Annotated in this window: 2 protein-coding genes (1 of these 2 running past the window's edge); both read left to right on the top strand. The window is 58.5% G+C overall.

The window, feature by feature from the left end; genetic code table 11:
- Positions 1-2,886 carry the end of a non-ribosomal peptide synthetase gene (locus GSQ94_RS10430; protein ID WP_158943751.1) on the top strand. Its footprint begins 5,481 nt before the window's first position, so only the last 2,886 of its 8,367 coding nucleotides appear in the window; the start codon falls outside the window, past its left edge; its stop codon occupies positions 2,884-2,886.
- The coding region (locus GSQ94_RS10425) for a non-ribosomal peptide synthase/polyketide synthase (RefSeq protein ID WP_158943749.1) at positions 2,883-24,831 on the top strand (21,949 nt) is incomplete at its 3' end. The genes GSQ94_RS10430 and GSQ94_RS10425, both read left to right, overlap by 4 nt.

Below are 24,831 nucleotides of genomic sequence, written 5' to 3'. Positions count from 1 at the left end.
GAAGTGTATGCGGTGGAAGAAGCCGGCCAACTGAAGATCTATTGGATGTACAACCGCGGTCTCTTCGAGCGCGCCAGGATGAAGGCGATGTCCCGCCACTTCGAGACGCTGTTGAGTGACATCACCGAAAGGCCGAAGGTTCCCCTGCGGACATTGCGCATTCTCAGCCCGCGCGAAAAGGCACGCTTGTTGGGATACAACGGCCCAACGAGTGCGTTCTCCGTGGACACATTGTCAGGATTGGTCGCTGCGCAGGCAGCGCGAACTCCTCACGCAACCGCCCTTGTATTTCAGGATGAGGAAGTCACCTACGCCGAGCTGAACACACGTGCCAACAGGATCGCTCACCGCCTAATCACGCAAGCCATAGGACCTGAGAGCATCGTCGGCATTCGTATGGCTCCGTCGATCCACATGATCGTGACCGCTCTGGCCGTGCTCAAGACAGGCGCCGCCTATCTGCCGCTGGATCCACAGTACCCGGAAACGAGACTGACCTACATGATTTCGGACGCGAGACCATCCCTCGTTCTCACCTCCGATAGTCCAGAGTTGCAAGAGGGGCCAGATTCACCGATACATGATCCTGCTATAGCCATTCACCCATCCGTTCCGGCTTACGTAATTTATACCTCCGGTTCGACCGGGAAGCCGAAAGGTGTTGTCGTCACCCATGGCAATATCACACGGCTCTTTTCGGCGACAAACCACTGGTTTGAATTTGGTTCTGAGGATACCTGGACACTGTTCCATTCATTCTCTTTCGACTTCTCCGTTTGGGAGATCTGGGGCCCGCTGACAACCGGCGGAAAACTCGTTATCGTACCTCGCGCGATCACCCGATCGCCTGAAGAATTCGTCGCGCTTATAAAAAAGCGAAAGGTAACGGTTCTGAATCAAACTCCCTCAGCGTTTCGCCGTCTCTCGGCGGAGCAATGCAAAGGGTCCAGCCTGCGCCTGATCCTCTTCGGTGGCGAAGCACTGAATCCGACATGGCTGGAATCGTGGTTTGGTGTCTATGGAGACGAAGTCTCTTTTGTAAACATGTACGGTATTACGGAGACAACCGTCCATGTGACCTACGAATGCATAACCGCCGAGATGTCCAGGATGACGAGTCGAAGCCCGATTGGCGTGAATATTCCTGATCTTCGCGTCTACGTTTTGGATTCTTTCCTCGAACCGGTTCCCCCAGGCGTGACTGGGGAACTCTATGTAGCCGGAGCGGGACTTGCCCGGGGCTATCTGAACCAGCCGAGGATCACCGCAGAACGATTTCTCCCGGATGTCTACGCCCACAAGCCCGGTGAGCGCATGTACCGGTCCGGTGATTTGGCGCGGCGGAGCTCGAATGGGACTCTGGAGTATGCTGGCCGGGCTGATACCCAGGTCAAGATACGCGGCTTCCGTATTGAAGCGGGCGAAATCGAAGCGGCGTTGATGGACTGTGAGGACATAGCCCAGGCCTCGGTAATCACCCGCGCTGACGCCAACGGAGAGGAGCAGTTGGCGGCATACATCGTGCCGGAACACTCGCTCAGCGCGCTTACGCGTGTTCTACATCTGGAACATTCCGGAGAGCTTAAACCGAACGACTGCTACGAGCTGTCCAGTGGCCTGACCGTCAAGTGTCGCAACCACAGCGAAGCCGATTTTCTGTGTCGCGAAATTTTCGAAGAGCAAACGTACCTGAAACACGGCATCACGCTTCCCGAAGCCGGGTGCGTCTTCGATGTGGGCGCGAACATAGGAATGTTTACCACTTTCGTCAGCCAGCGGTCCCCCGCGACGAAGATCTACGCCTTCGAACCGATTCCGCCGTTGTTTGACGACCTGCGCACAAATGCTGCGATCCATTCCACTGTAATGCCCAAAGTATTCAACTGCGGTCTGTCGAGCCAGCATGGAACCGCAGAGTTTGTCTGGTACAAGTACAACTCGGTAATGTCCGGACGCTTTTCCGATAGCTACTCCGATAAACAGACCCTCGGCGTCTATTTGCGCAACGAGATGGCACATCTTGCCGTGTCCAGCGCAGCTCTCGAAGAGCTGACAGAGAATCGCATGGAATCAGAGCGGTTCCTCTGCGAACTGCGGACAATCTCAGAGATCCTTGCCGAAGAGAAGATCGAAACGATCGACCTTCTGAAGGTGGATGTTGAGAAGAGTGAGTGGGATGTGCTCCAGGGAATCTCCGCGGAGGATTGGCCCAAGATCCAACAGGTCGTGGTCGAAGTCCACGATATGGACGGCCGGTTGGAACGAATCGCGAAAACTCTGAAAATAGCCGGTTTTATTGTGCATGTAGAACAGGACGTCGCTCTGCGGGGCACCGCTCTTCATTCCATCTACGCACGCCGTCCGGAGTATGCCGCACCTGCAGCCTCTGCCAGAAGCATTCCCACCCAGGGATCGCGGCAGCTTATCGAGAAAACGCGGCAACACCTCCAGCGCATCTTGCCGGACTATATGATGCCGGGCAGCTTCACCCTGCTCACCAGCCTACCGCTGACCACCAACGGAAAGCTGGATGTCAGTGCATTGCCGAAGCCGCAAATAGCGAGTGCACTCTATCGTGCTCCCCGCACTTCCGTGGAAGCAACCCTCTGCCAGATTTACTCGCAAGTGTTGGGGGTGGAGAAGGTCGGGATCGACGATAGCTTCTTTGCCTTGGGAGGCCATTCCCTGAATGCCGCCCGCGTTAGCAGTCGGCTCAGGGCTGCTCTGGGCGTGGACATGCCAATCCGTCTTCTCTTCGAAACACCGGAGGTGGCGAATCTTGCGGAGCGCTTGCCCCAACGCACAGAAACACGTGTGCCTTTACTGCGGCGCAGACCCGCGCAGATGCATAGCGGAACTACCGCTGTGCTGGGAGAAGGTCAGTGACGACGAGCACCGAGACATTCCCACTTTCCTATGCCCAGCAGCGGCTTTGGTTCCTTCAGAGCATGGAAGGACCCAACGCGGTCTTCAATCTACCGATCGCTTTGAGGATCACCGGCGCGTTGAACACCTCTGCTCTATTGACCGCGCTGCGCGACGTCGTAGCTCGCCACGAAAGTTTGCGCACCGTATTACGGGACTCGGAGGATGAAACACCCTACCAGCACATCCTCGCCCCTGAAACCCACGAGCTGCGAATCGCGACCGCCGACATCACGGAAGAGCAACTCCCGGCACTCTGCGCCGAGTTTGCTTCGACCCCGGTTGATATCACGAAAGAATTGCCCTTCCGTGCATGGCTCTACCGCCTGGACGGCGAGCACCACGTGCTGTTCCTGCTTCTGCATCACATAGCAGGTGATGGCTGGTCTCTCGGCGTTCTCAAGCGGGACCTCGGCGAAGCTTACACGGCCCGCCGCAGCGGTCACGCACCTGGGTTCCGTGAGCTCGAAATCCAATACGCCGATTACACGCTCTGGCAGAAAGAGATGCTGGGCGACGAGAATCAGCCCACCAGTATTCTCGCTCGACAGCTCGAGTTCTGGCGGCGCGCTCTCTCCGGCATGCCCGAGGAGTTAGCACTGCCGACAGATCGTCCTCGCCCGGCCAGTGCCAGCTTTCGTGGCGGGTTGGCGACCTTGAAGCTCAACGCAAGCCTGCACAGAGCTTTGGCCGCCTTTGCCCAGGAGACGGGAGCCAGCCTTTTTATGGTTCTGCAGGCAGGATTCGCAGCACTGCTCTCACGGCTCGGCGCAGGGGAAGATATTCCACTGGGAACGCCAGTCGCCGGGCGCGACGAAGAGGCTCTCGAAGAATTGATCGGGTTTTTCGTGAACACCCTGGTTCTGAGGACCGATGTATCCGGAGATCCATCTTTTCGCGAATTGGTAGCGAGAGTGCGGGATTTCAATTTCGAAGCATTTGTGAACCGGGATGTACCGTTCGACATGGTAGTCCATGCGCTGCAGCCCGAGCGCTCTCTCGCACGTCAGCCTCTTTTCCAGGTCATGCTGGCGCTCCAAAACTCACCTGGCGGAGAGACATGGCTGGACAGCCTGGAGGTAAAATCGGAGCCCCTGCCCTGGCACGCAGCCAAGTTCGACCTCACCTTGAGTCTCGAAGAAAAATCAGGACCGGCAAAAGAGCCTGCAGGCATCGAAGGATTCTTCGAATACAGCTCCGACCTCTTTGACCAAGACACGGTAGAGATGCTGGGCAGCCGATTGATCCGCCTTTTGACGTACGCGATGGAAAGACCCAGCGTTGCTCTCAGCAAGCTCACGCTCCTCGCACCTCTGGAGCGTGAGGAGCTACTGCACAGCTCCGAGCCCCGGCCCTCGTCTCGTTCGCAGCGAACTATTCCGGAATTGTTCGCGTTACAGGTTACGCGAGACCCTCACGCCATCGCGCTCGTCTTCGGAGAGGACTCCATCAGCTATGGCGAACTGGACACACGGTCGAACCGCATTGCGAACGGTCTCATCGAAGCCGGGACAGGGCCGGACGATCTCGTAGGCATCTGCATGGAGCGGTCGCTCAACCTCATCGTGGCTGCGCTCGGAACGTTGAAGGCGGGAGCCGCATACCTGCCGCTGGATCCCGAGTATCCGCAAGAGCGGCTCGAATACATGATCTCGGATGCGCGTCCCGTGATGGTACTTCGCGACGAAACGCTGGCGCAATTTTCTGCGCAAGCTCCGGATCATCCTCCTGTCCGTCCAGTTCGACCGGCGAATGCGGCGTACGTCATTTATACTTCCGGCTCTACAGGCAAGCCGAAAGGTGTTGTCGTCTCGCACCGGAACGTCTCACGGCTGCTCGAATTCACCGACCCGTGGTTCGAATTCGGCCCCACAGATGTGTGGACGCTGTTCCACTCGTTTTCATTTGACTTCTCCGTGTGGGAGATCTGGGGACCACTTCTCACCGGTGGACGGCTGGTCATCGTACCGCGTGTCATAACTCGGTCACCTGAAGAATTTCTCAAGCTGCTCATACAGCATCGTGTCACCGTTCTGAACCAGACTCCGTCCGCCTTCTATCAGCTCCTTCCCCTTGAAAATCAGGCATTCACCCCGCGTGTAGTCATCTTTGGGGGAGAGGCTCTGGACCCGCGCCGGCTTGAGCCTTGGTATCGCACGCACGGCGAGACCAGTCGGTTGATCAACATGTACGGCATCACGGAGACCACAGTCCATGTGACCCACCATGCACTGTCTCCACAGAACACCCAGATGGCCGGCAGTCCCATCGGCGGGAGCATTCCGGACCTGCGCGTTTACGTGCTCGACGCAGCGCTGGAACCTCTGCCGCCAGGAGTGGCCGGCGAACTCTATGTAGCCGGCGACGGACTCGCGCGCGGATACCTGAATCAGCCGGCTCTGACCTCCACCCGATTTGTCGCCAATCCCTATGGAGAAGCCCCCGGCGACCGTATGTATCGTTCCGGAGATCTGGCTCGCTGGCGCAAGGACGGCACGCTTGAATACCTGGGCCGAGGCGATGCCCAAGTGAAAATCCGCGGGTTCCGGATTGAGTTAGGCGAGATCGAAGCAGCCTTACTGGAATGCCCTGGAGTCAGGCAGGTAGCCGTCATGGTGCGCGGTACCCACGACGGCAGCAGCCAGTTGGTGGCCTATTTCGCAGCCGATCCGAGCAGTATGGAAAACATGAAATCACGGTTGAGCGAAAAGCTCCCTGATTACATGGTTCCCTCCGCTTTCGTCGCGATGGATGCTCTCCCCCTCACGATCAATGGAAAACTGGATCGCGCAGCACTGCCGGAACCAGTGTTTCGAAGTGACGGCTTCCGTGCCCCCCGAACCCCCGAAGAAGAGATCCTGTGCAATCTATATGCTGACGTGCTGGGTCTGGAGCGCGTAGGGCTGGACGATGACTTCTTCGCACTGGGCGGCCATTCGCTGTTAGCGACCCGGCTCGTAAGCCGCGTGCGAACGAGCCTGGGAGCCGACATTACAATCCGTACGCTATTCGAAGCTCCCTCTGTCATCGATCTTGCTGCGCGTCTAAAAAAGAACGTGGGAACTGCGGATTTGCCACTGGTTCCCCAGCAACGCCCTCAGCGGCTACCCCTGTCGCACGCACAACGACGACTGTGGTTCCTGGAGAGGCTCGAACAGGATCGTGCGATCTATAACCTGCCCATCACCTTTCGCATGGAAGGACCGGTGGATCCGGTTGCGCTGGAAGCTGCATTGAACGATGTAATTGCACGTCATGAGTCGCTCCGGACAAACCTCCCAGATGCCGAAGGAGAACCGTACCAGCAGATCCTCCCGGCCGAGCAGGCGCATTTGTCACTGCGGGTCGAGGCGATCACGGAGGCTGAGGTCATTGATCGCCTTCTTGGCGCAGCCCTCACGGGCTTCGACCTCACCCACGAGATGCCGGTGCGGTCATGGCTATACCGACTGAGCGAAAACGAGCACGTCTGGCTAATCCTGCTTCACCATAGCGCCGGTGACGGCTGGTCGTTACAGCCTCTGCTGCGGGATTTGAGCTTCGCGTACCAGGCTCGTCTGCGGCAAATCAGGCCTTCCTTCAGAGAACTGCCCATTCAATATGCGGACTACACCCTATGGCGGCAGAGGATGCTCGGGGATGAAGACAATCCAGAAGGCGAAGCCGCAAAGCAGCTTAGGTTCTGGAAACAGGCGCTGACAGGTATTCCAACGGAACTGAATCTCCCATTGAACCGAGCTCGTCCTGCCCGGCCAAGTTTCCGTGGCGACTTGGTTTCCGTTCGTTTGGACGCACAGTTACATCGCGATCTCCTCCAACTGGCACGAGCCACCAACGCAAGCTTGTTCATGATTATTCAGGCAGGCTTTGCGGCCCTGCTATCGCGCCTTGGTGCGGGCGAAGATATTCCATTAGGTACTGCCGTCGCGGGACGTGGCGAAGCGGCGACGGAAGATCTGATCGGATTCTTCGTTAACACGCTGGTGCTGCGCACAGATGTTTCAGGGCGGCCTTCGTTCCGCGAATTGATTAGCCGTGTTCGTGAGTTCGATCTGGGAGCCTACGCCAACCAGGACCTGCCCTTCGAGCGCGTGGTCGAAGTTCTGCAGCCCGAACGTTCCCTCGCGCGACAGCCCCTGTTTCAGGTCATGCTCGCACTGCAGAACACGCCCGATGCCGACCTGCATCTTGACGGTGTCGTGATTCGGCCCGAACCCCTGCCATGGGATATTGCGCGGTTCGACCTGATGCTGAGCCTTCACGAACGCTATGGCTCCCACCGCGATCCGCTCGGAATGGAAGGCGTCTTTGAGTACAGCGTGGATTTATTCGACAGGAAGACGATCGAGTCGGCCGGAGAACGCTTTATACGCCTGTTGCGCGCGGCGGTCGCGTCACCCGATGCCGGCCTGCATGAGCTCGAGATTCTGACCGCCGAAGAGCGTCAACATCTGATCGAAGGATTTCAAGGAACGGAGCCGGTGGATCTGCTATCTCCTAAACCTGAGCTTCAGCTACAGGAGCTTTTTGAGGCGCAGGCAGCGCGAACTCCTCATGCGATTGCGCTGGTATCGGGCTCTGAAAAGATAACCTATGCCGAGCTGAACGAACGCGCGAACCGCCTAGCCCACCGGTTTATCGCACGTATTCAGAGTGTTTCCGGACAACAACCACTGGTCGCCATCCAAATTGAGCGGTCTATCGAGATGGTGGTTGCGGCCCTCGCTGTTCTCAAAGCAGGCGCAGCTTGCCTTCCGCTCGACCCCGAGTACCCCGCAGCGCGAATCGCATTCATGCTGGAAGATGCGAAACCGACGCTGGTACTGGATGCGCCCACCCTGCGGGAGCTCGAATCCATCGTTGATGGCACTCCCGAACGCAACCCCTCCATCTTCCTGGATGGAAGGAGCGGCGCCTATGTGATCTATACCTCTGGATCGAGCGGGAAACCCAAAGGCGTCGTTGTCACGCATGAAAACGTGTCGCGGCTGTTCTCTTCCACACGGCCATGGTTTGACTTCGGCACCGAAGATGTATGGACACTCTTCCACTCGTTTTCTTTTGATTTCTCCGTTTGGGAGATGTGGGGCTCCCTGACGACCGGTGGCCGGCTGGTCATTGTTCCACGCTGGATGACGCGATCCCCGGAGGATTTTCTCATGCTGTTACAGCGTGAGAACGTGACGGTACTGAATCAGACCCCCTCCGCGTTTTATCAATTTCTTCTTGGCCCATCCGACGGTTTGAGCCTGAAGTTCGTGATCTTCGGCGGCGAAGCGCTGGATCCGCGCCGCCTCGCTCCCTGGTTTGAACAGCACGGGGACGGCAAGCCAGCGCTGATCAACATGTACGGCATCACGGAAACGACCGTACACGTCACCTATCAGCCCTTGAGCCGTGACATGGCCTGTGAAACAGCGAGCATCGTGGGACGCAGCATTCCGGACCTGCGCGTCTATGTCCTCGATGACGCTCTTGAACCGGTTCCTGTGGGTGTGCCGGGCGAGATGTACGTAGCCGGTGCGGGATTGGCGCGCGGCTATTTGAACCGTCCCGGGCTGACCGCAGGTCGCTTTGTTGCGAATCCTTACTCCCCAATATCCGGAGCCCGGATGTATCGCTCCGGCGATCGCGCGCGGTGGCGCACCGATGGAGTTCTCGAGTATTTAGGCAGGGCGGATGAGCAGGTCAAGGTCCGTGGCTTCCGGATTGAGCTGGGTGAGATCGAAGCCGCGTTGATGACTTGTGAAGGAATAGCCCAGGCTGCCGTGATTACCCGAGCCGACGTCGCTGGAGAAAAGCAGTTAGCCGCGTACATCGTGCCGGATCGCTCGCTCAACGCCCTTACCCGTGTTTTGCATCTGGAGCAGTCCGGAGAGTTGAAACCAGACGATTGCTATGAACTCCCCAGCGGTCTGGCCATCAAGTGCCGCAACCACAGTGAAGCCGATTTTCTTTACCGCGAGATCTTCGAAGACCAGATCTACCTTAAACACGGCATCACGCTTCCCGAAGCCGGGTGTGTTTTCGATGTCGGCGCCAACATCGGCCTGTTTACCGTCTTCGTCAGCCAATACGCTCCGGCAACGAAGATCTATGCCTTCGAACCGATTCCACCTTTATTCGATGCCTTACGAACCAATGCCGCGATCCACTCCACCACCACTCCGACCGTATTCAACTGCGGGCTGTCCAGCCAAAGTGGAACCGCTGAGTTTGTCTGGTACAAACACAATTCGGTGATGTCCGGTCGCTTTGCCGACAGCCGTGACGATCAACAGACACTTGCAACATACCTGAGCAATGAAACGGCCCATCTGGAAATGCCCGGCGCAGCCATTGAGGAGCTGGTGAAAGATCGCCTGGAATCGGAGCAATTCACCTGCGAGCTGCGAACCCTCTCCGAGATCATCGCGAAAGAGCAGATCGAAACGATCGATCTGCTGAAGGTGGATGTCGAGAAGAGCGAACTGGACGTACTTCAGGGAATCTCTGCGGAGGACTGGCATAAAATTCAGCAGGTCGTGGTCGAAGTCCACGACCTGGAAGGCCGGATGGAGCTCATCGTGGAAACACTCACGATGGCCGGCTTCACGCTGCATGTAGAGCAGGATGAAGTTCTGCGGGGCACGGCTATCTATTCCATCTATGGCCGCCGTCCCGAGTACACTGCTCTCGCAGCTCCTCAAAGAATCCTTGCCAGCCAAGGCCCACAGAAGCTCATCGAGAGAGCTCGGCAACATCTGCAGCGTGTACTCCCCGATTACATGACGCCTAGCAGCTTCACGTTGCTGCCCGCCCTGCCCCTGACCACCAACGGAAAGCTCGACCGGCAAGCGCTCCCCGAGCCTGAGCGGCGTACCGCAACCTATCTTCCACCTTCCACCGAAGCGGAGACCGCGATCTGCGAGATCTATGCAGAGGTGCTGAATCTTCCACGGATCAGCGTCGACGACAACTTCTTCACGCTCGGCGGCCATTCCTTACAAGCTACCCGTGTCGTCAGTCGCGTGCGCCGCCGTCTCGGTGTGGAGTTCCCTATACGCTGGCTCTTCGAGACGCCGATTGCGGCAGACCTCGCGGCTCGCATACCCCAGGCCATCGAAAGTTCAGACGTATTGCGCAAGCAGGAGAGACCGGAACGCCTGCCCTTGTCGTACTCGCAACAGAGGTTATGGTTCCTGCACCAGATGGACCCCGCAAGCACGGAATACAACATGCCGGACGCACTCCGGCTGCGCGGACATCTCGATAGGGAGGCCTTCCAGAGAGCCGTCCAGGCAATCGTTGCACGTCACGAAATGTTACGCACAAGCTTCATCGAAGAGGATGAATCTCCCGTACAGAGAATCGAACTTGAGTGCAAAGTAGACGTCGAGTTTCGCGACATGACAGGCACGGATGAATCGCAGATCACCTCGGAGATACGCCATGAATGGGAGACGCCCTTCCATCTGGAGCGTGCACCGTTGCTTCGCGCCAAATTGTTGAAGCTGGGTGAAGAGGAACATATCTTCCTGCGCACGTTCCATCACATCGCCTCGGATGGCTGGTCGATCGGGGTGTTCAACCGTGAATTTCGCCTGCTATACGAAGCGTTCTCCCAAGGCCGTGAGAATCCGCTTTCTCCGCTCAAGGTGCAGTATGCAGACTTCGCACTTTGGCAACGGAAGCGGGAAGATACCGGCATCGCGTATTGGAAGCGCCAGTTGGCCGGTATTACCGGCCGTCTGGATCTGCCGACAGACCGTCCGCGCCCGGCGGTTCAGACCTTTTCAGCCAAGGTAGTACAGGACAGAATCTCTCCCGACCGAACCAGAGCATTAGCGCGGTTGGGTGAGAACCATCAAGCCAGCCTGTACATGACCCTGCTTACGGCCTTCGGCGTTTTGCTGGAGCGCTATACCGGCCAGGACGACATCGTCATCGGCAGCCCTGTAGCGAATCGCCAAGACGTGCATCTGGAAGACCTGATCGGCTTCTTCGTGAACGCGCTCGTCCTGCGCGTACGCGTGAACCGGGGCGAAACCTTCGGCGAGCTTCTCCATCAGGTGCGGGATACAACGCTCGAAGCCTATGAGCATCAAAACACGCCGTTCGAGCGGATCGTCGAAGAGCTAGGGGTGGAACGGCGCCTGGACGCCTCTCCGTTGTTCCAGGTAATGTTCGCGCTTCAGAACGCTCCGATGGGCGAAACACAGTTGAGCGGGCTGGAAATTGTATCCGTGGCGTCGACTGAGCTGCGCGTTCGGTTCGATCTTGAACTCCATGCGTTCGAGCGCGATGGCGGAGTCGATCTTTATTGGCTCTATAACAGCAATCTCTTCGACCCATGGCGCATAGAGCGGATGGCAGCACATTTCAGAACATTGGTGGACTCGATACCGCAGGTCGGGAACCGGGCCTCCGGCTATCTTTCCATTCTCGACGAAGGCGAACGGCAGAGCATTGAGAAATTCAACCCTGCAGGCATAGGACCGCAAAGGCCGTTTATGCCCGCCATGTTTGAGTGGCAGGCAGCGCATTATGGCGACGCGCCCGCATTGCAGTTTGCGAACGAAGCCCTGAGCTACGCCCAACTCAACGCTCGCGCCAATCGTTGGGCCCATTCCCTTATCGCACGAGGAATCGGCCCCGGAAAACTTGTTGCAGTTGCACTGGAGCGTTCTACGGATCTGCTAGCCGTTCTTCTCGGAATCCTCAAGACCGGCGCGGCTTATTTGCCCCTTGACCTCGAGTACCCACAGGGGCGGATTCGCACGATGCTGGAAGATGCCTGCCCAGCGCTTGTGCTCACGTCGACGGCTTTGCTGGCCCGGCTGCCGGAAGGCAGTCATCTCGTGATCGATACCCCTCCGCTCCCCCTGGAGCTCTTGCAAACCTCAGACCGGAATCCGGACTGCCCCATTTGGGCAGGAAGTCCTGCGTATATGATTTACACCTCAGGATCGACGGGAAAGCCGAAAGGCGTGGTGGTGGAGCATGGCGCCTTTACCGAGTTCCTGCACAGCATCTCGTTCCATCTTCCCTTCAAACCGGGCGACCGACACCTCGCCATCACCACGATAGGCTTTGATATCTCGACGCTGGAGCTGTTCCTCCCGCTTTGTCATGGAGCCGAGGTTGTACTGGCGGCAAAGGATACCGCCCGCGATCCCGTACAGTTGGCTGCGCTCATCCGCTCCTCTGCAGCGACGTCTCTTCAGGCCACACCGAGTCACTGGCGGATGCTGCTGGAGGCGGACCATACATGCGCACAAGGGCTTCGAGTTCTGGTCGGAGGAGAGGCCCTGCCGCGAGACCTGGGCCAGATGCTCGTTCAACTCGCACGGTCCGTTCATAACGAATACGGCCCCACCGAAGCAACAGTCTGGGCGACGATCTACAAGTTGAACCAGAGCGATGCCGACGGGCCCGCAGTCATTCCCATAGGAACTCCGTTCGCGAATTATCGCGCTTATGTACTGGACCCCTGGCTGGAACCCGTTCCGGCAGGTATTGCCGGCGAGCTCTATCTAAGCGGCTCTGGCCTCGCACGTGGCTATCTGAACAGACCCGACCTCACAGCCGAGCGTTTCATCGCAGATCCGTTAGCCGGCATCGCCAACACTGGGGCTCGCATGTATCGCACCGGCGATCTGGCGCGCTGGCGGAAGGACGGCACACTCGAGTTCCTTGGCCGCGCGGATCAGCAGGTGAAAATACGCGGCTTCCGGATTGAACCCGGAGAGATTGAAGCCGTACTAAAGACGCATGACCGTGTAGAGGATGCCGCGGTGGTCGTGCGGAAAAATAACGGCGATGAAAACCTGATAGGTTATGTCATCGCCCGCGGTGCGGCGCAGTCTCAGGAATCACAACTGTCGTACTGGCAGGAGGTGTGGGACGCGGCGTACGTGCCGAATTCACAGTGGTCCGGCGACTTCAACATCGAAGGCTGGAACAGTAGCTATACCGGCCAACCGATTCCTCCGCAGGAGATGCGGACCTGGGTCGATGAAACGGTGGCGAGCATCAGGGCACTCCGGCCACGGCGTGTCCTCGACGCCGGTTGTGGAACAGGTCTGTTGCTCACACGAATTGCTCGAGACTGCGAAAGCTATATCGGCCTGGATGTGTCCGCCAGGGCACTGGAGGATCTCGGCGCTTATATCAAGACCCGAGCCGATCTTCACCACGTAAAGTTACAGCAGGGACAAGCGCATGAGTTGAGCTTCCTTGCCGATGACAGCATCGACCTCGTCATTGTGAATTCAGTTGCGCAATACTTCCCCTCCCTGGACTACCTGCTGGAGGTGCTCTCCGAAGCGGCCCGGGTCATCGCTCCGGGCGGCTATATCTTCCTCGGCGACTTGCGCAGCCTGCCCTTGCTGGAGGCCTATCATGCCTCGGTACACCTGCATCGGGCCGCAGGCGAAATGCCGCTCACCGAGCTCCGCGAACAGATCGCCATGGCGGTTCGCGATGAGGAAGAGCTTCTGATCGATCCTGCTCTGTTCAACCATTTTCGCGATCCGCGGCAGAAAATTGGACACGCCGAGACTGTTCCAAAATCGACAACCTACGATAACGAGCTCAGCCGTTTTCGGTACGACGTGAAATTAGCGATCGGCCCGCGTCAGCATCTCCGAGAACCCGCGGACTGGATCGAGTGGGACAAAAACGGAACCTGGATCGCGGAGCTTGAAAAGGGCTTGAAGTACAACCCCGGGACGTCTCTGGGAGTGCGTGGTATCCGGCACAAGTATGCCGCGCCTTTTGTAGAGGCTGCCCTACGGCTGTCGGAGCTAAACGAAGAGACAAGCGCATGGCATGTAGACGATTTGACCGCAGCGTGCGCGGATGCAGTTGGAGAAGATTCCGCAACCGTAATTCAAATAGCGGAGCGCCTGGGTGCAACGCCCTTCTGGAGGACGGGGGGAACGGAGGTCATTTTCAATCCGCTCTGGTGTGAAGCCGAGGATACGGAACTGCGGGCAATCGATCTCCGCCGATATGCCAACACCCCGTCGCTGCGTTCTACCCACGCAGAGCTGTCGCGCATCCTGCGTGAACACATGCGGCAGTCTCTGCCGGAGTACATGACTCCTTCCGCCATTCTCGTCCTGCCGGAGTGGCCATTGACTCCAAACGGCAAGCTGGACCGCAGAGCACTGCCGAGTCCAGACCGTCAGGTAAAGATCAGTCAGGCTCCTCGCACGCCAACGGAGAAAAGCCTCTGCAACCTGTTCTCGTCTGTGCTGAATGAAGAGCATATCGGAATCGACGACGATTTCTTCGCGCTCGGCGGTCATTCCCTGCTTGCCGCGCGGCTCGTCAGCCGAGCCCGCACCACACTTGGAGTTGAGTTCACGATCCGTACCCTCTTTGAAGCACCCACGGTCGCGCAACTCGTGGGACACGTCCGCACAGCCGGCTCAAGCCGTTCCCCGCTGGTTCGGCAATCGCGCACAGAACGCCTGCCTCTTTCTTATGCGCAGAACCGCCTGTGGTTTCTGGATCAACTAGAAGAACGCAGCTCAACCTACAATCTACCGGCGGCAGTTCGTCTGGAAGGGGAGCTAAACATCGAGGCGCTGGAGATGGCCCTCAACGATGTTCTCGAACGCCACGAGGCACTCCGCACCATATTCCCCGATGACGGTGGAGTTCCTTACCAGCTCGTCCTGCCGCCCGCTGCCGCGCATCTGGATTTCCAGATCGAGCGGCTAAGTGAGGCTGCACTGCCCGCAAGCATGGCGCGAGCCGCCAGTACGACACTCGACATCTCTCGCGAAATTCCTATCCGCGCATGGCTCTTCCAGCTTGCCGCGCGCAGCCATGTCCTGCTACTACTCGTACACCACATTGCGGGAGATGCGTGGTCGTTCGCCCCGATCACCCGCGATCTGATGACGGCCTATGCGGCACGAATTCGCTCGGAACGTCCAGCGTTTTCGGACCTATCCGTCCAATATCCGGATTACGCCATCTGGCAGCGCATCATGCTCGGAGACGAAAGCGATGCCGGCAGCCTGATGTCAAGCCAGCTTACCTTCTGGCGTGAGGCTCTCGCCGGAGTTCCGGCCGAATTGAAATTGCCCGCCGTCCGAAGGCGTCCTGCGAAGCCGAGTTATCAGGGAGCCCAGGTTTCCCTCACGATCAGTCCGCAGGTACACGCGCGTTTGCTCGCTTTGGCAAGGTCCGAAAGCGCAAGCCTATTCATGGTCCTCCAGGCCGGATTCGCTGCGTTGTTATCCAAGCTTGGTGCGGGAGATGACATCTGCATTGGCACAGCCGTCGCCGGACGCAGTGACATGGCGCTCGATGACCTTGCCGGCTTCTTTGTAAACACCATCGTTCTACGTACCGATCTATCGGGCGATCCCACATTTCGCGAGCTGGTTCAGCGCGTGCGTAAGTTCGATCAGGATGCCTATAGCCACCAGGACGTCCCTTTCGAACGTGTCGTCCAAGCCGCGCGACCGGAACGTTCTCTCTCCCGGCAACCCCTTTTCCAGGTGATGCTGTTGCTTCAGAATGTGCCTGCGGCAGAACTGGTCTTGGCAGGCCTTGCAGCAAAGCCTGAGCCGTTTCAATGGGAATCCGCGAAATTCGATCTGACGCTCAGTCTGCAGGAGCGTCATGACTCCGAGCGAGAGCCCGCAGGGCTCAGCGGCTTCCTGGAATACGCCTCTGACTTGTTCGATCGGCAGATTGCGGAAGACATCGCAACTCGTTTTGTCAGGCTGCTGGAAACAATTTCTTCTCATTCTGATATTGCGGTTCATGATGTGAGTCTTCTGAGCATTTCGGAGCGGGGGATCTTGACGTCTTCCCGTGGGGTGTGTGGGGCGGATACAGTTGCTGTTCCGGCACCCACTCAATTCGAAGCCATGGCGGCGCTTGATCCCGGCGCAACCGCGGCCATCTTTGCAGGGGAGTCCCTCAGCTACGCGGAGCTCAACTCCCGCGCCAACCGCCTGGCCCATCTCCTGATCCGGCAGGGAGTTCTCCCCGGAGCCATCGTCGGCATCTCCCTGCCCCGCTCCTTCGACATGCTGGTCGCCCTGCTGGCCACGCTCAAGGCAGGGGCCGCCTATCTTCCCCTTGATCCCTCCTACCCACAGGCACGCCTGCAGGCCATGATCGCCGATGCCCAACCGGCTCTCGTGCTGGACTCGCCACTCCTGGACTCGCCACTCACTGATACCAGCCTCTATCCGGACCATAACCCTGCGGTCCACCTCACGCCGGACCACCCCGCCTACGTGCTTTACACCTCCGGATCCACCGGGACCCCCAAGGGTGTGCTCATCCGCCACGCCGAGCTCGCCCGCTATCTTGCCTGGGCTGGCGCTCTCTATGAGAGCAGCGAAGGCTGCGGCGCTCCCGTCAACACCCCGCTCGCCTTCGATGCCACCATCACCAGCCTCTGGCTGCCCTTGCTGGCCGGAAAGACCGTCTTCCTGCTGCCCGACCAGGAGTTCATCCCGGCACTCGGGGACCTGCTGACCAGCGGCCAGGACTTCACCCTGGTCAAGCTCACACCTGCCCACCTGACCGCTCTTGCCGATTACCTCGGGGACCGGGCCACCGAAGTGCGCTCTCGCAGGTTCGTCGTAGGCGGAGAAGCCCTGAAGGCAACAGTAGCCAACTTCTGGAGCCGCCATGTCCCAGGCCTGCATCTCGTCAACGAATACGGTCCTACCGAAACGGTGGTCGGATGCTGCGTCCACATCCTGGAGCCCGGAGAACAGGTCTCCGGCGATGTGCCGATCGGCTTCGCCACCCCAGGCACACGGCTCTATGTGCTGGACCGCTGGCTGGAACCGGTTCCCCTCGGAGTCTGGGGGGAGCTCTATATCGGAGGCCCACAGGTAGGAGTTGGCTATCTGAACCGCAAGGCGCTTACAGCCGAGCGCTTCCTCGCCGACCGCTGGACAGGATCCGGCACCCGGATGTACAGGACCGGAGACTGGGTAAGGCGTCGTCAGGATGGAACACTGGAGTTCGAAGGCAGAACAGACCAGCAGGTAAAGATACGTGGCTTCCGCATCGAGCTGGGTGAGATCGAAGCTGCGCTGGCAGATCAGCCAGGAATCAGCCAGGCGGTGGCCGTTGTACGCGAGGGCGGCCAGCAGCAGCCTCGCCTGGTCGCCTATGTCATCCCTGCAACAGGAACACAGATCGACACAACCTCACTCCGCAAGGCGCTCGCAGAGAGCCTCCCCGACTACATGGTCCCTGCAGCCTTCGTCGCCATCGAACACTTCCCCCTCTCCCCAAATGGAAAAATCGACCGCACCGCTCTCCCAGAACCAGAACTACACTCACACAACTACCGCACCCCAAGAACACCTGCTGAAGAAATTCTCTGCCGCCTTTTCGCCGAGGTCCTGAAAGTTGATCGCATCGGCATCGACGATAATTTTTTCGTCGCTGGAGGGCACTCACTTCTGGCGACTCGTCTGGTCAGCCGTATCCGGGCTGCGTTGCAAATAGAACTTGGAATCAGAACCCTCTTCGAATCGCCCACGGTTGCCGAGCTGGCGACGCGCCTGCGCAGCGTGGATTTCCCAACGCTTCCACTCACACGGCACCCCCGTCCCGCTCGCCTTCCTTTATCGTATGCACAGCAAAGGCTATGGTTCCTGCACCGGATGGAAGGTGCCGCCGCAACCTACAACATTCCTTTTGCCGTGCGCTTTGAGGGCAACCTCCACATCGCCGCGATGCAGTCAGCCTTGCGCGATGTGATCGCACGTCATGAAACCCTTCGCACCCTCTTTCCGGATGAAAATGGTGTGCCCTTCCAGCTCGTTCTTTCCCCGGATGAGATCACCTTCGATCTCACCGTAGAGAATCTGCGGGAAGCAGATCTGCAGTCGAGCCTCACCCAGGCGGCAGGAATCAGCATTGATATAGCCCGGCACATTCCATTTCAAGCCTGTCTCTTCCGCCTCTCGACAGATCGCCACGTGTTGCTCCTGGTATTGCATCACATTGCGGGAGACGGGTGGTCACTGAACGTGCTCACCAATGAAATCAGCATGGCCTATGCAGCGCACAGCCGTGGCTCCGCCATCTCCTGGGGCGAACTGCCGGTGCAGTACGCCGACTATGTGCTTTGGCAACGGGCATCGCTCGGCGAGGAGTCCGATGCAGAAAGCGTTCTAAGCCGCCAGATCGCGTTCTGGCGCTCTGCCCTGGAGCACGCACCACACGAAATCAGCTTGCCTACGGATCGTGCCAGGCCTGCCATTGCGAGCTACCAGGGTTCCATGGTTCCAGTACGCTTCAGTGCCGGTCTGCACAAGCATCTGCTGGAACTCGGCCATCGCTGTGCGGCGAGCCTTTTCATGGTGCTGCAGGCAGGCTTTGCCGCGTTGTTGTCACGCCTGGGATCCGGGGATGACATTCCCATCGGAACGGTGGTTGCAGGCCGTGGTGAAGAGTCGCTTGAAAACCTGGTTGGCCTGTTCCTCAACACGCTGGTTCTACGCACGGACCTCTCCGGGAACCCAGGTTTTCGCGAACTGATCGGCCGCGTTCGCCGCTTCAATCTTGAAGCCTATGCCCATCAGGATGTCCCCTTTGAGCGTGTCGTAGACGCCCTGCATCCGCAACGATCCATGGCGCGCCACCCGCTATTTCAGGTCGCGCTGACGCTACAGAATCTCCCCGTTTCTGGATCTTCCCCACTGCCTGATCTAAGTGTCACGGTAGAACCGGTCATCTCCCATGTCGCGAAGTTCGATCTTCTGCTGGGCCTTCAGGAAGCCTATTCCAGTGACGGGCAACCCGCAGGGATGGAAGGCTCACTCGAATATAGTCTCGATCTCTTTCAGCACACCACCGCTGAATCCCTTGTTTCGTGGCTCACGGCTCTCTTGGAAGCCGCGGTCGAGAATCCCGACATCCCCATCCACCGCCTCAACTTCCTATCTCCGGAAGAGCGCAGCCTGCTGCTGGAAAAATTCAACCAAACGGATCGAGCAATTCCGGAAGCCACCCTGCCCCGGCTGTTCGAAGAACAGGTGACAAAGACTCCGGATGCGTGTGCGGTCCGCTTTGGCAAAGACAGCCTGACTTACGGCGAGTTAAACCGGCGAGCAAATCAGCTTGCCCATCATCTGAACGCTTGCGGCATCCGCCCTGGAACGATCGTCGGCGTCGAGCGGGAGCGCTCGATCGAAATGATCGTGATGCTGCTGGGAATCGTAAAGGCAGGCGGAGCATGGCTGCCGCTGGATCCAGGTTATCCGGAAGCAAGGCGCGCCTACATGCGTTCCGACGCACACCCGGCTTTGATCCTGGATGCTCCTCTGACACTTGAGGGCCTTCCTGAAAGCAATCCCGCTCCCTCGCTTTCTACCCAGGACCTCGCCTATGTGATCTACACCTCCGGGTCGACGGGCATGCCCAAAGGGGTGGCGGTTACTCATGCCGGAATCGCCAGCCTCGTGCAAGCGCAAATCGAACGGCTCGGCGTGACGCCACAATCGCGCGTCCTTCAGTTCTCTTCGCTCAGCTTCGATGCCTCCGTCTATGAAATCGTGATGGCGTTGCTGACCGGTGCAACGCTGATTCTTCTCGGCGAAGACGACCGGATTGGACAGGCTCTTCAAGAAGTACTTGTTGAACAGCAGGTCACCCACGCCACCCTCACGCCCGCGGTGCTGGCGACATTAGAGATCACACCCAGCCTGACGTTGCAGGCATTGACAGTTGCCGGTGAAGCCTGCCCCGGCAAGTTAGCTGAAGAGTGGTCCGCCAGCCGCCGCGTCATCGATGCATACGGTCCCACAGAAACTACGGTCTGTGCCACCATGAGCGCCCCGCTGTCAGGAGATGCACCGCCGCCCATCGGCAGCCCCATTCTGAATACAAGAGTCTACGTTCTCGACAAAAATCTCGAGCCGGTACCAGTCGGCGTTGCAGGCGAACTGTACATCGCCGGTACCAGCCTGGCGCGCGGATATCTAGGACGTCCTTCCGCAACAGCGGAACGCTTTGTTGCGAGCCCTTATGGCCCTTCCTCTGAACGCATGTATCGCACTGGAGACCTGGCAAAGTGGCGCGCGGATGGCACGCTGGATTTTCTCGGCAGAACAGACCAGCAGATCAAGATCAGAGGCTTGCGCGTAGAACCGGGAGAGATCGAGTCCGCTCTCCTGTCGCTCGGAAATATTAGCCAGGCAGCCGTGGTGGTTTTCGGCAAAGAAACCCGCACCCCACGCCTGGCCGCCTACGTAACACCAGCCGGCCCATACGGCTTGGACACGAGAGTTCTTCGCGACACTCTCAGCGAGCGTCTGCCCGCCCACATGGTGCCCTCAGCGTTTGTTGTCCTGGATTCTCTTCCCCTCACCCCTAACGGAAAGGTGGATACGCGATCCCTGCCAGCTCCCGAAGAAGCTGTCGAACGGCCGGTCGAAGATCTCCGCAAACCACGCACTCAGGCCGAACAGACACTTTGTGATCTCTTCGCCGCGATTCTCTCTCTTGATCGAGTGGGTATCCATGAAAGCTTCTTCTCGCTCGGCGGGGACAGCATCATGTCCATCCAGTTGGTAAGCCGAGGCCGCAATGCAGGTCTGGAATTTACAGCGCGCGATGTCTTCCAGAGACAAACCGTGGAAGGCATCGCGGCCATCGCGCGCCTTCAGACCAACCATCGGAAATCCTTTGATCCCGCCAGCGCCATAGGTCAAGTAATAGCCACACCCATTCTTCGCTGGTTCTTTGAACGCGACGCCATGCTCAAGCGGTTCAGCCAATCACTCTTCCTACGGGTGCCTGCTGACTTGAACCCAAAAACACTGCAATCCGCACTCCAGTTGCTGCTGGATTCGCACGATGCGTTGCGGCTGCAACTCACAGAGGACAAGAACCTCCGCATCTCGCCCAAAGGTTCCAGAGATGCAGCCCACTGCCTGACCTGCGTTCCCGCTGGCGAACTCGATCGAGCTGCACGAGAAGCAGAGGAGCGCCTAGATCCGTGGACAGGAAGCGTCTTCCAGGCAGTCTTTGCTCCCGGACGATTACTTCTGATCCTCCATCACCTCTGCGTTGACGGCGTCTCATGGCGCATCCTTACAGAGGATCTTCAATCCGCTTGCCATGCAATCGAACAAGGTGAGCCCATCGTTCTCGACTCCGGTACACCCTTCCGCGTGTGGGCACTGCATCTCGCGCAACATGCGGAGACGAAGACTGTCACCTCCGAGTTGCCCTTGTGGAAAGCTCTGCTCAAAAACAGCGAACGGGTATTTGAAGGGATCTCTCTCGATCCAGCGCAGGACACTTTCGCGACTGTCGGTCACCTGCATCTGGAATTGCCCACCGATCTAACGTCGCGCCTGCTCACCTCCATCCCCGCAGCGTTCCATGCTGGACTCAACGACATTCTGCTGGCCACCTTCGCCCTGGCCATCGCGAAGATGCGCGGGCGAGCCGCTTCGATATTGATCGACCTCGAAGGCCATGGACGCGAACCCATCGGCGAGGATCTGGACCTCTCTCGTACCGTGGGCTGGTTTACCAGCATGCATCCGGTTGCCCTTGAGGTCGGCTCCGAAGCCGGCGATTCCAATATCCCGGAAGTGGTCAAGCGGATCAAGGAACAGTTGCGCACGATCCCCCGCAAAGGTCTCGGCTATGGTCTGCTTCGCTATATCAACGCGGAGACAGAGCATGAGCTGGCAGGTCTGCCTCAACCACAGATTGGTTTCAATTATCTGGGGCGCTTTACCGGTGGCGATACAGGCGGTGACTGGTCGATGGCCCCCGACGCTCCAGGCCTGCAGAACGGTCTGGAAAAAGATAGCCCACTCTTTCACCTCCTCGACGTCAACGCGCGCACCCTGGATGGGCCGGATGGACCACGTTTTTCGGCAATCCTTTCATGGGCTTCGCGATGTGTGCCCGAGTCCGATGCAAAAGAACTGGCTGCGGCATGGCAGCACGGTATCGAGATTCTCGCGGAACAGGTCGAGCACTTTGCCGCTGGTGGGCATACTCCTTTCGACTTCCCCCTGGTGAACCTCACTCAGTCCGAGCTTGAACGGCTGGAGAAAGCCTCTCCTGGCCTCGAAGATGTTCTTCCCCTCACCCCCTTGCAACAAGGCTTGCGCTTCCACTCTCTGTACGATGACGACACTCCCGACGTCTATACCGTGCAGATCGCTCTGGAAGTTGATGGAGAGCTTGAACCCTCCCGCATGAGAAGAGCCGTCCAGGCCCTCATGAATCGCCACGCCAGCTTGCGAGTCGGATTCCACACAGAAGGCTTTGGACTGCCGGTGCAGGTGATCTCACACGACGTGCAGCTTCCCTGGCGAGAACTGGATCTCTCAGGACTCGATGAGGCTTCGTTGGAACAGCAACGGGCCGAGCTGTTGTCCCGCGAGAGATCGACCCTCTTTGTACCCACCACACCGCCGTTATTGCGTTTTGCCTTGGCAAGGATCAGCAGGTCGCGGCACATTCTGGTCTTTACCGGACATCACCTTCTGATGGATGGCTGGTCGATGCCCGTGTTCTTCGGGGATCTCTTTTCGTTATACCGTCACGACGGCAACAACAATTTGCTGCCTCCTGTTCGTCCCTATGCCGATTACCTGGAATGGCTCGCTGCGCAGGACAAGACAGAAGCGCTCACGCGATGGCGCGAATACCTCGACGCTCTCGAAGGGCCGACCTTGCTGGTTCCCTCCCGAGGCGCGAACGTCATTCTGGGGATGCCCAAAACCCATTGGGCATCGTTATCCACGGAAGAGACCACGCAGTTCAAAGCGTTTGCTCGCCAACAGGGTCTCACGGTAAATACCGTCGTTCAGGCCATGTGGGCCTGCCTGCTGGGACGGCTCACAGGCCGCGAAGATGTCGTCTTCGGAGTGACCGTCTCTGGACGTCCCGCCGAACTTGCCGGTATCGAAAATACCGTTGGTCTTTTCATCAATACGATCCCGCTGCGAGCGCAGCTGCATCCGGCAAGGTCTGTAGCCTCCTTGCTTCACGAAGTACAGGACCAGCAAACCCAGATGCTGCCCTACCATTACCTGGGGCTGGCGGAGATTCAGCGTGAAGCCGCCACACCAGAATTATTTGACACCCTGCTGGGCTTTCAGAACTACCCGGTAGATCGCGCTGCGCTGGCCGCCACCACGGGGGATCTGAAAATCACCGCCTTTGAGGGCCATGATTCAACCCACTATCCATTGATCATGATGGTGATGCCAGGGGAGCAACTTCTGCTTCGGATCGATTACGCGCCCGCTTTCTTCAGCGCGGAGGCTGTGCATCGCCTGGGAGACCGGCTGGTGCGGCTCCTCATGGCTGCTGCACGCAATGCAGAGGCGCCACTTTATGAACTGCCTTTCGTCTCCGCCGTCGAGCAAGAGTTCATCCTGAATCTCGCCCATCATTCCACCCTATCTTCCCAAATATCAGGCGCGACGATCACCAGCCTCTTCGAAGCACAAGTGGCACGTTGCCCCTCGAAAACGGCCATCCGTTATGAAGGCAACTCTCTCTCCTACCAACAGGTGAATGCTCGGGCAAACCAGATTGCCCATAAGCTTATCGAGCACGGCGTAACCCCCGATCGCCTCGTCGGAATCTGCATCGAGAGATCCCTGGAGATGATCGCCGGCCTGCTCGGAATCCTGAAAGCAGGCGGAGCCTATCTGCCAATCGATGCGGATCTCCCTGACCGCAGACGGCAGGATCTCCTGCAAGAAATTCGGCACGTCGTCACAACGGAGAAGCATCGCGCCCTCTTCGCCGGCTCGGTGGAACACATTCTTACCGAAGGCGCGTCCTGCACGGAAAACCCCAATCTTCCGCTCACGCCGCAACATCTCGCCTACGTGAATTACACCTCCGGATCCACCGGTCGTCCCAAAGCAGTCATGGTTCCCCACGCAGCCGTCGTCCGCCTGGTGATCGAGCCGGATTTCGTCTCACTCTATGAATCTTCCTGCGTGCTGCAGTTAGCACCACTCAGCTTTGACGCGGCTACCCTTGAACTCTGGGGTCCCCTGCTTAACGGAGGCACCTTGACGATCATGCTCCCTGGAACTCCATCGCTCGAAGAAATCGGGGACAGGATCGTAGCAAATCAAGTGAACACGTTGTGGATGACCGCAGGCCTCTTCAACCAGGTAGCCGACAGCATTCTCCCCGCATTGGGTGGGGTTCAACAACTGCTTGCCGGCGGGGACGTGCTTTCTCCGGAGCATGTGCGCAAGGTACAGCAAGCTCATCCGGGCTGCACCGTGATCAATGGTTACGGTCCCACGGAAAACACCACCTTCACCTGCTGTTATCAGGTTCCACGGGACAACAGTCTCAACGAAGCCATCCCCATAGGCTCGCCGATTCACGGCACTTCCGTCTATGTCCTGGATCAGGCCTTGAATCTCGTGCCAGTAGGCGTTACCGGCGAGCTCTACGCCGCGGGAACCGGATTGGCGCGCGGTTACCACAATCTGCCCGACTTCACTGCTGAAAGATTTGTGGCGGATCCTTACGATACCCACGCCGGAGGCCGCATGTATCGCACCGGCGATCTGGCATGCTGGCGCGCCGACGGCACCCTGGAATTCCGCGGCAGAACCGACCATCAGGTCAAACTGCGCGGCTTCCGCATTGAGCCTGGAGAGATCGAAACAGCCCTCCGCTCTCACCCTCGAGTTCAGGACTCCCTGGTACTGGTGGACGAACGCAACGGCCAGAAACAATTGGTAGCCTACGTCATCCGTACACCGGACGAGGAAGAACAAAGCACCTCCAACACTTCGCATATCGATACATGGAAGCAGCTCTACGAGTCTACCTATGCCGAAGGGACAAACTCGCCCGAGGATTTCAATATCACAGGTTGGAACAGCAGCTACACCGGTCAGGCGATTCCACCTG

The sequence above is a fragment of the Granulicella sp. S190 genome, from assembly GCF_009766095.1.
In the GTDB taxonomy this organism is placed as follows: Bacteria; Acidobacteriota; Terriglobia; order Terriglobales; family Acidobacteriaceae; genus Edaphobacter.
Note: the sequence above shows the minus strand (reverse complement) of the source record. Positions and strands in the feature narration are given on the sequence as shown.